The following is a 14,776-nucleotide window of genomic DNA, read 5'->3' as shown; positions in this document are numbered from 1 at the left end:
GCTTGGAAATCAAGCGGTAGCAGCCCATAGGACCCTTACTTCGAGCCCACGGCACCGAAGCCGCCGCCGCCTGGCGTGTGGATCTCGAACACATCGCCCGGCTGCATCTCGGCCTGGCCGATGTGGTCCAGCAGCTCGGTCTTGCCGTTGCTGCGCACCACCTTGTTGATGCCCACCGCGCCCGCGCTGCCGCCGGCCATGCCGAAAGCGCCGTGGTGGCGGCCGTTGGACAGGATGCTGGCCGTCATGGGCTCGAGAAAGCGCACGCGGCGCACGCCGCCGTCGCCGCCCTTCCATTGACCCTCGCCGCCCGAGCCCTTGCGGATCTCGTAGCCCTCCAGCCGCACCGGAAACCGAAACTCCAGGATCTCCGGGTCCGTCAGGCGCGAGTTGGTCATGTGGCACTGCACCACACTCGTGCCCGCAAAGCCGCCGGTGAGCTGGCCCGCAGCATCCCACACGCCGCCCGCACCGCTGCCGCCCGAGATGGTCTCGTAGTACTGGTAGCGTGCACTGCCGAAGGTGAAGTTGTTCATGGTGCACTGCCCCGCCGCCATCAGCCCCAGCGCGCCGTAGAGCGCGTTGGTGATGCAGGTGGAGGTCTCCACATTGCCCGCCACCACCGAGGCCGGCGGGTTGGGGTTGAGCATCGAGCCCGGCGGGATGATGACCTTGAGCGGCTTGAGGCACCCGGCGTTGAGCGGGATGTCGTCCTGCACCAGCGTTCGGAACACGTACAGCACCGCCGCCATGCACACCGCCGTGGGCGCGTTGAAGTTGTGCGTCTGCTGCGGGCTGGTGCCGGTGAAGTCGATCTCGGCGCTGCGGCTGGACGCATCCACACGCACCGCCACGCTGATCTGCGCGCCGTTGTCCAGCGGCAGCGTGAACTGCCCGTCCTTCAAGCGCGTGATCACGCGGCGCACCGACTCCTCGGCGTTGTCCTGCACGTGGTTCATGTACGCCAGCACGACGGGCAGGCCGAACTCGCCCACCATGCGGCGCAGCTCCTGCTGGCCCTTTTCATTCGCGGCGATCTGCGCGCGCAGGTCGGCCATGTTCTGCTGCGGGTTGCGTGACGGGTATTCGCCGCTTTCCAGCAGCGCGATCATCTCTGCCTCGCGCAGCACGCCGCGCTCGACCAGCTTCACGTTGTTGATCTGCACGCCCTCTTCCTCGATGCGCGTCGAGAACGGCGGCATGGAACCCGGCGTGATGCCGCCCACATCCGCATGGTGGCCGCGGCTGCCGACGTAGAACGTGGGCTCGGCGTCGTCCTCCAGGTAGACCGGCGTGATGACCGTGATGTCGGGCAGGTGCGTGCCGCCGTGGTACGGGTCGTTCAGCACGAACACGTCGCCCGGCTGCATGCGGCCGGCGTTGTCACGGATCACCGTCTTGATGCTCTCGCCCATGGACCCCAGGTGCACCGGCATGTGCGGCGCGTTGGCGATCAGGTTGCCAGCCGTGTCGAACAGCGCGCAGCTGAAGTCCAGGCGCTCCTTGATGTTCACCGAGTACGCCGTGTTCTGCAGCTGCAGGCCCATCTGCTCGGCGATGTTCATGAACAGGTTGTTGAAGACTTCCAGCAGCACCGGGTCCACCGTGGTGCCCACGGCGTGCTGCACTGCACGCGCCACGGTGCGGTCCAGCAGCAGGTGGTCCAGGTCGGTCAGCTGCGCCTGCCAGCCGGGCTCGACGATGGTGGTGGCGTTCTTCTCGGCAATGATGGCCGGGCCGGGGACCACATCGCCCGGGCGCAGGTCCTCGCGCACCACCAGCAGGGCGCTGTGCCACGCGGGCACGCCATCGACCCCGCCGGTGTACATGCGCACCATGCCGCGGTGCGGCGTCTCGCGCGCGGGCTGCAGCGTGTGGCGTGGCTCCACGGGTGCATCGCCGGGGACCACGGCCTCGACCGACACAGCCTCCACGACCAGGCCCTTGCCCTGCATGAGGAAGGCGAAGCGCTGGCGGTAAGCATCCTCAAAACTGGACGTAATGGCCTTCAGGACCTCGCGCTGCGCCGGGCCGCCCCAAGCAAGCGAAGCCCCCTCGGGGGGCAGCGAGGACACGCCAGTGCCGAGCGTGGGGGCACTGGGCCATGGGACGATGAGCGCCGAGTCGCTGCCCTCGTAGCGCACATGCACGCGCCGGTGCACCACGGCCGTGCTGCTGCCGGCCTGCTGGCGCTCCAGTTCGGTGCGCGCGGTGGCGGCCAGGGCACCCAGCGTGGCTTCGATGCCGGGCAATGCGTCCGGCGCAAGCTTGATTTCCACCGCCTGTTCGCGGATCACGTTCTGGTCCGCCAGGCCCATGCCGTAGGCACTCAGCACGCCCGCCAGCGGGTGCACGAACACCCGCGTCATGCCCAGGGCATCGGCCACCAGGCACGCGTGCTGGCCGCCCGCGCCGCCAAAGCACTGCAGCGTGTAGCGCGTGACGTCGTAGCCGCGCGCCACACTGATCTTCTTGATCGCGTTGGCCATCTGCTGCACGGCGATCTGGATGAAGCCGTGGGCCACATCCTCTTGCGAGCGGCCGCTTTGCACCGCCAGTTGCGCGAACTTCTGCGCCACCACGTCGCCGTCGAGCGCCTCGTTGGCCGCATGGCCGAAGACGTGCGGGAAGTGTGCGGGCTGGATCTTGCCCACCATCACGTTCGCGTCCGTCACGGCCAGCGGGCCGCCGCGGCGGTAGCTGGCCGGGCCGGGGTTGGCGCCCGCGCTCTCGGGGCCCACGCGAAAGCGCGCACCGTCGAATCCCAGGATGGAGCCGCCGCCGGCGGCCACGGTGTGGATGCTCATCATGGGCGCGCGCATGCGCACGCCCGCCACCTGGGTTTCGAACTCGCGCTCGAAAGAGCCCGCGTAGTGGCTCACATCGGTGGACGTGCCGCCCATGTCAAAGCCGATGACCTTCGCGTGGCCCGCCAGCTCCGCCGTGCGCGCCATGCCCACGATGCCGCCGGCCGGGCCGGACAGGATGGCGTCCTTGCCCTGGAAGGTGCCCGCATCGGTGAGGCCACCGGACGATTGCATGAAGAACAGCTTGACGCCCGGCATCTCGCTGGCCACCTGGTCCACATAGCGGCGCAGGATGGGCGAGAGGTACGCGTCCACCACCGTGGTGTCGCCCCGGCTCACGAACTTCATCATGGGGCTGGTCTCGTGCGAGCTGCTCACCTGCGTGAAGCCCGCCTCGCGCGCCAGCCGCGCTGCGGCCTGTTCGTGCGCCGTGTAGCGGTAGCCGTGCATGAACACGATGGCCACGCTGCGCAGGCCCGCGTCGTACGCGGCCCACAGGCGCTCCTTGAGGTGGGACTCGTCCAGCGGCTCGATCACCTCGCCCTGCGCGCCCACGCGCTCCTGCGCCTCGATCACGCGGCTGTAGAGCAGCTCGGGCAGCACGATGTGGCGGTCGAACAGGCGCGGGCGGTTCTGGTAGGCAATGCGCAGCGCGTCCTTGAAGCCCCGCGTGGTGATGAGCAGCGTGGGCTCGCCCTTGCGCTCCAGCAGTGCATTGGTGGCCACAGTGGTGCCCATCTTCACGCACTCGACCTGTGCAGGCGTCACCGGCTCGCCGGGCTTCAAACCCAGCAGGTGGCGAATGCCGGCCACCGCAGCGTCCTTGTACTGCTCGGGGTTCTCGGACAGCAGCTTGTGGGTGACCAGCGTGAACGTGCCGTCCGATTCGGGCCGGCGGCCCACCACGTCGGTGAAGGTGCCTCCACGGTCGATCCAGAATTGCCAGCGGGACATGGGGGAAGGTTGATGGGACATTTGCTACTATTTTGATAGCTACTGGCGCTTGTTCATCAAGCGGTAGGGCAGATTTTTATTCAAACCACGGCGTGGCGGCGGTCACAGCGACGCCGCCGAGCGCGCCGCCTGGTCGTACATGCCCGACAGCACACGCAGCAACCGGGCCAGCTCGCCGATGTCGCGGTTCAGGGAGTCGTCGGCGTGCAACGCATCGATGAGGCAGCGCTCGCGGATTTCGCGGTAGCGCTGCACGTAGGCGCGGCCCACATCGGTGGCGGCGTAGGTCACTTCCTTGCCGTTCTTCTGCGAGGCCACCACGCCCAGGTTCTGCAGCTTCTTGAGCGCGTAGTTCACCAGGTGGGTGTCCTCCACGTTCATGATGAAGCAGATGTCGGCGAGGCGCTTGTCCCGCGCGCGGTGCGTCACGTGGTGCAGCACCAGCACATCGAGCGGCGTCAGGTCCTTCAGGCCCGCCGCCGACATGCAGTGCGCCACCCAGCGGTGAAAGGCGTTGCCCGCCACGATGAGCCCGAACTCGAACTCGCTCAGCTCCGCGCTCTGCGCGGACACCAGGTGCGCCGACGACACGATGGGGCCGGAATCGCCCTTGGCCTTGGAGCCGGATTTCATGATGGACAGCGAACCTTGTGGTGGAAGGGAAAAACTGGCACGGGTTATGCAAGCCATTGTAGGCACCATGGCAATGATTTGTTGGCAATTTGTCAGCGTTTAGGCAAAACACCTATGTCGCCATGGGTTGATTTCTATACAGTCGCCGACAGTCCTTTCACCCCACGTCCTTACTTGCGGAGCTCTCCATGAAGCGTCGAATCCTCCCCGCCACAGCGCTTGGCCTGGCCCTGGCCTTCGGTTTCACCGCGTCCTCCGTGATGGCACAGACCAAGTGGGACCTGGCCGCCGCCTACCCCGTGAGCAACTTCCACACCGAGAACCTGATGCAGTTCGCCAAGGACGTGGATGCCGCATCGGCCGGCAAGCTCAAGATCACGGTGCACGCCAACGCCTCGCTGTTCAAGGCCAACGAAATCAAGCGCGCCGTGCAGGGCGGGCAAGCCCCGGCCGGTGAAGTGCTGCTGGGCAATTTCGAGAACGAGAACGCGCTGTACGGCGTGGACGGCATCCCCTTCCTGGCCACCTCGTATGCGGACTCCAGGCGCCTGTACGAAGCGCAAAAGCCCTACCTCGACAAGCTGCTGGGCACGCAGGGCATGAAGCTCCTGTACGCCGTGGCCTGGCCGCCGCAGGGCATCTATTCGAAGAAGGAACTGGCCTCGGTGGCCGACCTGCGCGGCATCAAGTGGCGCGCCTACAGTCCCGCCACCGCCAAGATCGCAGAGCTGATCGGCGCGCAGCCGGTGACCATCCAGGCGGCCGAGCTGTCGCAGGCGCTGGCCACGGGCGTGGTCGAGGCCACCATGACGTCGGGCTCCACCGGCTACGACAGCAAGATCTACGAAAGCATCAAGCTCTTTCACGACACGCAGGCCTGGCTGCCCAAGAACGCAGTCATCGTGAACAAGAAGGCTTTCGATGCGCTGGACAAGCCCAGCCAGGACGCATTGCTCAAGGCCTCGGCCGAGGCCGAGTCGCGCGGCTGGAAGCTCAGCGAGGAAAAGACCGAGTGGTACAAGAAGGCACTGATCGAAAAGGGCATGAAGATCGTGACGCCCGCGCCCAAGCTAATGGCCGACATGCGCCAGGTCGGCGAGATCATGCTGTCCGACTGGCTCAAGAAGGCCGGCCCGGACGGTGAAGCCATCGTCGCAAGCTACCGCAAGAGCAGTCCGGTCCCTGGCGTGCAGGCCAAGAAGTAGGCCCGCATCCATATGCTGCGCCGCTGGCTCGACCGCCTCTACCTTGCCGCAGGCGCCCTGGGCGCCGCGTTCATCGCCCTCATCTGCATCCTCATGATCGCGCAGAGCATCATGCGCGAGGTGGGCCTGCGCACCGGCGCCATCAACGACATCGTGGCCTGGTTCTGCGCGGCCGCGGCTTTCTTTGCGATGGCCCATGCATTCAAGCACGGCGACTTCGTGCGCGTGACACTGCTGCTGGAAAAGTTGTCGCCGCGCCGCTGCCGCCAGCTGGAAGTCGTGTCGCTCGCCATCGCATCGGTCGCCGTGGGCTACCTGATGTGGGCGGCCTGCAGCTACACGTACGAGAGCTGGGAGTTCAACGACATCTCCCAGGGCCTGCTGCCCATGCCGCTGTGGATTCCGCAGCTGAGCTTTGCGATCGGCTCGGTGCTGCTGTGGGTGGCGGTGGTGGATGAATTCATCATCGTGCTGCGCGGTGGCGTGCCGACCTTTGTGCGGGCTGTGGAAGAACGCCATGCCAAGGGTGACTTTTCGTCTGATATCTAGGACGCCCCCCTGAGGCGCTGCGCGCCTTCCCCATTGAGGGGGGACGCCTCCGGTGGCCCGGCGGAGCCGGTTCCACGGTGGCACTCGCGTTTGCCGCGCCAGTTTTTGCGGTGGGTGGGACGCGCGGCGCGATGACCGCGCGGTGTGAATACCGATAACAACAGGCTGCATCGCGCATCGCGCCCTGCAGTCCAGAAAGTTCGATATGGATATCTTGATGGTGGGTGGCGTGTTGCTGCTGCTCATGCTGGTGCTGCTGTCCGGCGGCGTGTGGATTGCGATGACGCTGGCGATCTGCGGGTGGGTGGGGCAGGCGTTCTTCACGTCCACGCAGCCGGCCAAGAATTTGTTCTCGGCGTTCTGGGAGAGCAATGCGAGCTGGGAGCTGGCCGCCCTGCCGCTGTTCATCTGGATGGGCGAAATCCTGTTTCGCACCAAGCTGTCCGAAGAGATGTTCGAAGGCCTGCGCCCCTGGCTCAACCGCGTTCCGGGGCGGCTGATGCACACCACCATCCTGGGCTGCGGCATCTTCGGGTCGGTGTCGGGCTCGTCGGCCGCCACCTGTGCCACCATCAGCCAGGTGGCCCTGCCCGAGCTGATGAAGCGCGGCTACGACGAGAAGCTGGCCCTCGGTTCGCTGGCCACGGCGGGCACGCTGGGCATTCTGATCCCGCCGTCGATCACCATGGTGGTGTATGCGGTGGCGGCCGATGCGTCCATCATCCGCATCTTCCTTGCGGGCTTTCTGCCGGGCATTTTGCTGATGCTGCTGTTCTCGGGCTACATCGGCTGGTGGAGCCTGCGCAACCCCGACAAGGTGCCCGCGGCCGACCCGCCCTCCACGCTGCGCGAGAAGATCCGCAAGTCCGGCAACCTGATCCCCGTGGGCGTGCTCATCGTCTTCATCGTGGCCGTGCTCATCACCGGCTACGCCACTGCCACCGAATGCGCGGCCTACGGCGTGGTGGGCTCGCTGGGGCTGGCGCTCTGGAGCCGCTCGCTCACCTGGCAGAACTTCAAGGACGGGCTGATGGGCACCACGCGCACCAGTTGCATGATCATGTTCATCCTGGCCGGTGCCGCGTTCCTCACCAAGACCATGGCCTTCACCGGCATCCCGCGCGAGCTGGCCGAGTGGGTCAACGCCATGCACCTGTCGCCGTTCGCGCTCATCAGCGTGCTGGTCATCGTGTACCTGGTGCTGGGCACGGCGCTCGACGGCATCAGCATGATCGTGCTGACCAGCGCGGTGGTGCTGCCCATGATCCAGCAGGCCGGGTTCGATTTGATCTGGTTCGGCATCTTCATCGTGCTACTGGTCGAAATCGCCGAGGTCACGCCGCCGGTGGGCTTCAACCTCTTCGTGCTGCAGAACATGACGGGCAAGGACAGCAACACGATTGCGCGCGCTGCGATTCCGTTCTTCCTGTGCCTGGTGGTGTGCATTGCGATCATCACGGTGTTCCCGCAGGTCGTGACGATCTTGCCGGACCTGGTGATGGGCAAGGAAAAGTAGCCCCCCTGAGTCGCTTCGCGCCTTCCCCCCAAGGGGGACGCCTCCAGTGGCCCGGCGAAGCCGGTTCCACGGTGGCGCTGGCCGGGGTTGCGTCCCAGGCTGACGGTGGATGGCGGTTCGCGCAGCCGTGGCCACGGTACAGACCGGCTGAACACAGCATCGCCGACAATACGGCCCTTCGTTTCTCCGGAGTCATCGCACCATGCTTGCAGTCGTGGCCATCTGTATCGGTGCCAGCGTGGGTGCGCTGGCGCGCTGGCGGCTCGGTATCTGGCTCAACACGGCGGGAGCCCTGCTGCCGTGGGGCACGCTGGCGGCCAACCTGATCGGGGGGTACCTGGTGGGGGTCTGCGTGGCGGTGTTCCAGGCGCTGCCGCAGCTTGACCCGGTGTGGCGCCTGGCGCTCGTCACCGGGTTTCTGGGCGGGCTCACCACGTTCTCCAGCTTCTCGGCCGAGGTGGTGGGCATGCTGCAGCAGCAGCGTTATCTGCTGGCGCTGGGCACGACCGCAGTGCATTTGCTCGGCTCGCTCACACTCACGGTGCTGGGCATCCACAGCGCTACTCTTTTGATAGCTGCACGCGCTTGATCCTGCGTAATAATCAAGCGCAACGCTCATCACCACCCCACGTTCAACCCACTGCCGACCTGCGCCTGTGCGAGGGCCTGCAGCGCTTTTTTCTGACTTGCCATGGACGCCAATACCCAACTCAACGAACGCCGCCTGGCCGATGCCTGGGCAGAGCTGCAAAGCCACGCCGCCAGCGGCAACCCGCTGCACGCCGATGCCTACCGCCTCGCGTTCGCCGACCCTGAATTCCTGTTCCGCCGCGAGACCCGCGGCATCCGCTTCCAGCTGGAGATGCTCAAGCCCGACCTGGGCCAGATCGAGCAAGGCATCGAGAACACCGTGGTCGTGTACGGCAGCGCCCGCTTCATCGCCCCCGACGAAGCCGACGCCCAGTTGCTCGAGGCCGAGGCCAGCGGCAACGACGTGCGCCTGCAGCGCGCGCGCCTGGCGGTGCGCAACGCCAAGTACTACGACCTGGCCCGCCAGTTCGCCCGCGTGGTGGCCGAGCACAGCGAGCGCCAGCCGCCCGCAGACCGCATCTACATCTGCACCGGCGGCGGCCCCGGCATCATGGAGGCCGCCAACCGCGGCGCGCACGATGTGGGCGCCCTCAACGTGGGCCTGAACATCGCCCTGCCCCACGAGCAAAGCGGCAACCGCTTCATCTCGCCCACGCTGAGCTTCAAGTTCCACTACTTCGCGCTGCGCAAGATGCATTTCATGATGCGTGCCAAGGCGCTGGTGGCCTTCCCCGGCGGCTTCGGCACGCTGGACGAGCTGTTCGAAGTGCTCACGCTGGTGCAGACGAAAAAGGCCAAGCCCGTGCCCATCGTGCTGTTCGGCGCGGACTACTGGAAGCGCCTCATCAACTTCGAGGTGCTGGTCGAAGAAGGCACCATCTCGGCCCAGGACCTGGGCCTCTTTCACTACACCGACGACCCGCAGGAAGCGTGGGAGCTGATCAAGTCGTTCTACCAGCTGTGAACGGCTGAGCCCCTGGGCCTGCGGGCGCCTGCCCTTGCCATACGCCCCCTGTCCGCACCACCCGCTGGTGCGTGCAGGGACCGCCTCGTCAGCGGATCACCGGCGGCGGAGGCGGTACCGCGATCGGTGGCAGCACGATGATGGGCCGCACGATGGGCGGCAGCACGAAGATGGGTGGACGCGTGGCCGGCGGCGCGGGCGTGGTGGGCGCCGTCGTGGGCGGTGTCGTCGGTGGCGCACCGATCACCGGCGGCCGCGTTGTCGGCGGCTGCGTGGGCGTGCCCGTGGTGGGGGGCGGCGGCGGGGTCGGGATGGACGGGTCCGGCGGCGGTGCCGTCGTCGTGGGCGGTGGTGGCGGCGGGGGCAGCGGCACCCCGGGCGCAGGCGGTGTGGGTGTGGTGGTGACGGGCGGCGGCACGGGGGCGACCGGCGTGGGCGCCAGGCGGCCGCTGCTGTTGAGCTCCTCGCCCACCGCAAACGGCACCGGTGGCGGCGGCAGCGGCAGCACGGCGCGCGTGTGGGTGTAAAGCGGCAGCTGGTTGCTGGCCACCACACGCACCGATTCACCCGCCTTCACGCCCACGCAACCGGCCTCGGTGCACACCTCGATCTCGTCCTGCTCGCCCGACACCACCAGCTCGCCATCGGCATTGAAGGCGATGAGGAAGGCCGAGCCCCGGATGCCCACCACCGCCGTGGGCGTGGTCACCCGGTAATTGCGCGGGTCGCGCTTGCCGATCAGGCCGGTGATGGCGCGCATGCCGCCGCGCAGCAGGTCCACGGCGAAATGGTCTTCGGCCGCGTTGCCGGCGTCGGCATAGCGCGTGACCGTGAATTGCGAGTCCGGGTAGAGCGCCACCAGCCCGCCGTCCGAAAAACGGATCTGCGCACGGCCCGCGGCACCGGTCACGACGACATCGCCGCTCTCGACCTCGGCGCCTTTGGCCACCGGCGCCTGCGCGGAGCCTCGGCGCAACTGCACGTCGCCCGCCACGAACTGGACCAGGCCGGCGGCGGCCAGGCCCTGCAGGGGCCACGCGGCCGCCACGGCCAGCCACAGCGCCAGCCGGGAAGAAGGAAATTGGGACGGCATCAGGGACTCCCTCAGAACTCGCGCCGCACGGTGACGGAAAACACCCGGCGGTCGTAATCGGTGATGGGCAGCGTGGACGCATTGCGCGTGACGGCCCACTGCGGCGTGATGCGCCAGCCCGGCGCGGGCAGCCAGGACACGCCCAGCACGCCATAGGTCTGGCGGTCGCGGCGCGTCACGCCGAAGAAGGGGTCTGTGGCCCCGTAGCGGCGGCGCTCGTGATTGAGGTGCACGAAGGCCGCCCAGTCGGCCGTGATGGCCCACTGCACGCCGGCCCGCAGCCCCGCCAGGTGGTGCCCCAGGTTGTCCACATCGCTGGCCCGGGGGTTCTCCTGCCCGGCGTAGAGGCCCGCGTAGGAAAGGCTGCCGTTGCGCAGCACATGGACATACGAAGTGCCGCCCACGGTGCGCCGGGCGTTGCGCAGCGACTGCGTGGGATAGCGCAGGTCCTGCACCTGCAGGAAGGTGTCCCATTGGCGAAAGCCGTCGAGCCGGTAGATCCACTCGCCCACCACGCCGCCGATGTTGCGCAGCGTGTCGCCATCGAGCCGGTAGGTCGCGCCCTGCGCGCTCAGCATCCACTCGTGGCGCTCCACGCGGTAGGCCACGCCCGCGCTGGCGTCGAGCTGCGCGCTGTCGTAGGGCTTGCCGGCATCGGAATACCCCCGCGCCTCGGCGGTGGCCGCGCCGATCAGCGACCAGCGCGCATCCAGCACATGCCGCCCGCGGATATTGCCCAGCACGGCGGCATACGACGCACGCTGCGCCTCGGCGCCCGGGGCCAGCGACCAGGCCGGCGTGCCGGGCGGCGACAGCGCAGGCGCATTCAGGTCGGGCCCGGCATTGGCATTGGAGTCGCGGCCCACGGTCAGCTCGACATGGCCCTTCCAGGTGGAGCGGCCTTGGTGGCCCAGGCGGTCGTAGGACACCAGAAACTGGTCGATGCTGAGCGCAGCGTCTACCGGGATGCCGGCGGCACGAACGCGCTCGGAGACGGCGTTGGCACCTTGCTTGTCGCCCACCGCGTGCAGTGCGCGCCCCAGCTCCCACTGGGCTTCGGTGTTGCCGGGCTGCGCCGCCACCACCCGCTCCCACGCCAGCACGGCACGGCTGTACTGGCCTGCTGCATGGGCGGCTCGGCCCATGGCCGCGTCGAATGCCGGGTCGCCGGCGCGCGTGGCCTCCTGGGCATCCAGCGCCTCGAAGGCGCGCCGGGCGTCGCCCTGCTGCAGCCAGGCCTGCGCCTGGCCCAGCACGTCGTCCGCATGCACGAAAGACCCGGGGGCCGCCACCAGAAACGGCAGCACGGCCAGGCGGCGCACGTGCCAGGACCAGGTTGGAACGTTCATCTCAGCCCCCTCTGTCGAATGGGGCGAATCTACTACGTTTCACGCCGCTTGCTCAGCCCCTCAAGCCCTGATTGCCACGCGGCGCGCAATACCGCACGAAAACCCATTCCGGTGGCCGTTCAGCTGCCGTTTCCCGAGTCCTTGTGCGCCTGCGCGGGCTCGGACGGCGCCACCGTCAGCAGCCACGCCAGGCGCGTGCCGCCCGCCACGATCGCCCCGACGCCCCAAAACAGCCCGCCGACCCCGATCAGCGCCCCGGCCGACCCGAAGATGAGCGGCATGAGCACGCTTGACGCATTGATCGCCATCAGCCGCAGGCCCAGGGCCTCGCCGTGGCGGTGCGACGGCGTGATCTGGTGCAGCAGGCTCATCACCATGGGCTGGGCCGAGCCCAGCGCAAAGCCCAGCAGCACCGAGCACAGGCCCATGCCCAGCGCGCTGCCCAGCAGCGGGTAGATGCAAAACAGCACCGTGGTGGACACCATGGCGCCCGCCAGCACCACCCGTTCGCTCAGGCTCGACGCCACCATGGGCATGAGCATGCGGATCACCGTGGCGGCAATGGCGAACGCGCCCAGGATGGTGCCGATGACCGACGCCGACAGGCCGCGCTCGTGCCCCAGCAGCGGCACCACGAAGGCGTGCACATCCCAGCACGAGGACAGCAGCCAGTTGACGATGAGCAGGCGCCTGAAGGGCACGTCGCCCAGCAGGTCCCAGGCGCGGCGTGGAACGCCGTCGTTGGCCGCGACCACGGGCGGAAATTCCACCGTGGTGCGCACGCACACCCAGGACAGCAGCGGCAGCACGGCCAGCAGCGCGAACGCGCCCCGGTAGCCCTCGATGCTGCCCGGCACCCGGCCCACGTGGTCGATCATGAGGCCCGCCAGAAAGGGGCCGATGAAGTTGGACACCGCTGGCCCAATGGCCAGCCAGCTGAACACCTGCCGCAGCTGCGTGGTGTCGTGCACCGCGCGGCCCACATGGCGCTGCACCGCAATGGTGGCCGCACCGGCCGCCCCGCCCGTCATCAACGCGGTGATGCACAGCACCGGAAACACCGGGAACAGCATGGCCAGCGCCGCGCCCGTGGCGGCCAGGGCCACGGAATAGCCCACCGGCCGCTTGAGCCCGTGGCGGTCCGCATAGCGCCCGGCCGGCAGCGCCAGGAACACTTGCGTGAGCGCGAACAGCGCCACCAGCAGGCCCACCGCCGCGGCGCCGTAGCCTTCGCGCAGGGCCAGCAACGGGGCCGCCAGCCGCATGCCGGCCATGCAGGCGTGCACGCAGACCTGCCCGGCAATCAGGCGTGCCAGGTTACGGTTCATGGCAGGTCGTCCTCCAGGTCCAGGCCCGGCAGCGCGGCCGTGCCGGTGCCCGCTGGCGGCACGGCGGGTGCTCCGAGACCGGTGGGTGCGTTGGGTGCGGGCAGTTCCTGCACGTCGCGCAGCTTGCGCTGCAGGGCGCGGGTGCGCACGCCCACGTCGTCGAACTTCTTGGCCGCCGCGTCGATGGACTTGCGGGCCGACTCGACGATCTCGCCGAACTTGGAGAACTCGGTCTTCACCGAGCCGAGCACGCCCCACACTTCGGACGAGCGCTTTTCGATGGCCAACGTCTTGAAGCCCATCTGCAGGCTGCTGAGCATGGCGGCCAGGTTGGCGGGGCCGGTGATCATCACGCGGCAGTCGTTCTGCACCGCTTCGACCAGGCCGGGGCGGCGGATGACTTCGGCGAACAGGCCCTCGGTGGGCAGGTACAGCACCGCAAAGTCGGTGGTGTGCGGCGGCGACACGTACTTGCTGAAGATCTTCTTCGCCTCAAGCTTGATCGAGGTCTCGAACGCGTTGCCGGCCGATGCAATGGCGGGCTTGTCGGCCGCGTCCTGCGCGTCGAGCAGGCGCTGGTACTGCTCCACCGGGTACTTGGAGTCGATGGGCAGCCACACGGGCTGCTCGTCGCCGCGGCCCGGCAGGCGGATGGCGAATTCGACCAGGTCGTCGCTGCCGGGCACGGCCTTGACGTTGCGCGCGAACTGGTCGGGCGTGAGCACGTTCTCGATGATGGCCCCGAGCTGCATTTCGCCCCACGTGCCGCGCGTCTTCACATTGGTCATCACGCGCTTGAGGTCCCCCACGCTGCCGGCCAGGGTCTGCATCTCGCCCAGGCCCTTGTGCACCTGCTCCAGGCGGTCGCTCACGAGCTTGAAGGATTCGCCCAGGCGCTGCTCCAGCGTGGCGTGCAGCTTCTCGTCCACCGTGCGGCGCATCTCTTCGAGCTTGGCGGAGTTGTCGGTCTGGATGGCCGCCAGCCGTTCGTTGAGCGCCGTGCGCAGCTGCTCGGCGTTCTGCTGGCTGCCCTGCACCAGGCCCGCCAGTTGCTGCGACACCGCGTCCTGCAGCACTCCGAACTGGTGGCGGATCTGCTGGCCGTTGGCTTCGAGCTGGTCCTTGAGTGCGGTGGACACCGCGCCCAGTTGCGCGTGGATGTCGCTCTTGAGCGAGTCGAGCGTGCCGCGCGTGGCGCCGGACAGCGCCTCGAAGCGCTCCTGGATGCGCTGCTCGAACAGCTGCGTGCTCTCGGCCAGCGCCTCGCGCGAGCGCTGGCTGTCGGACGCCAGGGACTGCGCGGTCTGCGTGAGCTCGGCACGGAACGCCGCCAGCGCATCCGACAGCTCCTTGCGCGCCAGCGCGGCCTCGGCCTGGCCCTGGGCCAGGCGCTGCTCCAGGCGCCCCTCGAAGGCACCGAAGGCCGCGAGCAGCTCGGCACGCCCCGTGCGCGATTCGCCCACCGCCTGCGACAGCCGCTCATCCACCGCGCCGCGCAACGCCTCCAGCTGGCGCTGCGTGGCCTGCGTGAAGCCCGACAGTTGCTGGGCCAGCGACTCCACCGCGCCATCGTTGCGCGCCACGGCCAGCCGGGTGGCCTGGGCCAGGCTTTCCATCGCCTGCAGCCGGGCGATCCATTCGGCAGGCAGACTCACACTCGGGCGGCGCAGCAGGACCACGGCCAGCAGCACCACCACAACAGCCAGTGCGGCCAGCAAGACAAGGGTGTCGGTAGTCAAAATTTGATTACTATACTTTTAATAGCTGCCAGCGCTCATCCATCCAGC

Annotated in this window: 11 protein-coding genes; 5 read left to right on the top strand and 6 right to left on the bottom strand. The window is 68.1% G+C overall.

The window, feature by feature from the left end; all coding sequences use genetic code 11:
- Nucleotides 1-35: 35 nt before the first annotated feature.
- Both ASG27_RS18795 and ASG27_RS18790 read right to left on the bottom strand, forming a co-directional pair.
- Complete coding sequence (locus ASG27_RS18795) at nucleotides 36-3,782, bottom strand: hydantoinase B/oxoprolinase family protein (RefSeq protein ID WP_056419296.1); 3,747 nt, start codon at nucleotides 3,780-3,782, stop codon at nucleotides 36-38.
- Between the two features lie 81 nt (nucleotides 3,783-3,863).
- Nucleotides 3,864-4,394, bottom strand: a complete 531-nt coding sequence (locus tag ASG27_RS18790) for a winged helix DNA-binding protein (RefSeq protein ID WP_056419293.1) — start codon at nucleotides 4,392-4,394, stop codon at nucleotides 3,864-3,866.
- A 188-nt stretch (nucleotides 4,395-4,582) separates the two neighbouring features.
- On the opposite strand from ASG27_RS18790, the gene dctP reads away from it, so the two are divergent.
- From dctP to ASG27_RS18765, 5 genes are all read left to right on the top strand, one after another.
- Nucleotides 4,583-5,599, top strand: coding sequence for a TRAP transporter substrate-binding protein (gene dctP / locus ASG27_RS18785; protein ID WP_056419290.1), 1,017 nt, complete (start codon nucleotides 4,583-4,585; stop codon nucleotides 5,597-5,599).
- A 12-nt stretch (nucleotides 5,600-5,611) separates the two neighbouring features.
- Entirely contained in the window at nucleotides 5,612-6,148 is a 537-nt protein-coding gene (locus ASG27_RS18780; protein ID WP_056165298.1) for a TRAP transporter small permease, read from the top strand.
- Nucleotides 6,149-6,353: 205 nt separating this feature from the next.
- Complete coding sequence (locus tag ASG27_RS18775) at nucleotides 6,354-7,664, top strand: TRAP transporter large permease (protein ID WP_200912452.1); 1,311 nt, start codon at nucleotides 6,354-6,356, stop codon at nucleotides 7,662-7,664.
- 202 nt (nucleotides 7,665-7,866) lie between these two features.
- A complete protein-coding gene (gene crcB / locus ASG27_RS18770) occupies nucleotides 7,867-8,253 on the top strand; it encodes a fluoride efflux transporter CrcB (RefSeq protein ID WP_056167003.1) in 387 nt (128 codons plus the stop codon).
- Nucleotides 8,254-8,355: 102 nt separating this feature from the next.
- Nucleotides 8,356-9,219 (top strand): TIGR00730 family Rossman fold protein, encoded by an 864-nt coding sequence (locus ASG27_RS18765; RefSeq protein WP_056419287.1) that lies wholly within the window; start codon nucleotides 8,356-8,358, stop codon nucleotides 9,217-9,219.
- An 88-nt stretch (nucleotides 9,220-9,307) separates the two neighbouring features.
- Here ASG27_RS18765 and ASG27_RS18760 read toward each other — a convergent pair whose 3' ends face one another.
- The 4 genes from ASG27_RS18760 to rmuC form a co-directional block, all read right to left on the bottom strand.
- Nucleotides 9,308-10,312, bottom strand: a complete 1,005-nt coding sequence (locus ASG27_RS18760) for a FecR family protein (protein WP_056419284.1) — start codon at nucleotides 10,310-10,312, stop codon at nucleotides 9,308-9,310.
- A gap of 11 nt (nucleotides 10,313-10,323) precedes the next feature.
- A complete protein-coding gene (locus ASG27_RS18755) occupies nucleotides 10,324-11,661 on the bottom strand; it encodes a surface lipoprotein assembly modifier (RefSeq protein ID WP_056419281.1) in 1,338 nt (445 codons plus the stop codon).
- 119 nt (nucleotides 11,662-11,780) lie between these two features.
- On the bottom strand, nucleotides 11,781-12,989 hold the full coding sequence (locus ASG27_RS18750) for an MFS transporter (protein WP_056419279.1): 1,209 nt from the start codon (nucleotides 12,987-12,989) through the stop codon (nucleotides 11,781-11,783).
- Nucleotides 12,986-14,728 (bottom strand): DNA recombination protein RmuC, encoded by a 1,743-nt coding sequence (gene rmuC, locus ASG27_RS18745; RefSeq protein WP_056419276.1) that lies wholly within the window; start codon nucleotides 14,726-14,728, stop codon nucleotides 12,986-12,988. The genes ASG27_RS18750 and rmuC overlap by 4 nt, the downstream gene beginning before the upstream one ends.
- Nucleotides 14,729-14,776 lie beyond the last annotated feature (48 nt).

It is taken from the genome of Acidovorax sp. Leaf191 (genome assembly GCF_001424425.1).
Taxonomy (GTDB): domain Bacteria; phylum Pseudomonadota; class Gammaproteobacteria; order Burkholderiales; family Burkholderiaceae_C; genus Acidovorax.
Note: the sequence above shows the minus strand (reverse complement) of the source record. Positions and strands in the feature narration are given on the sequence as shown.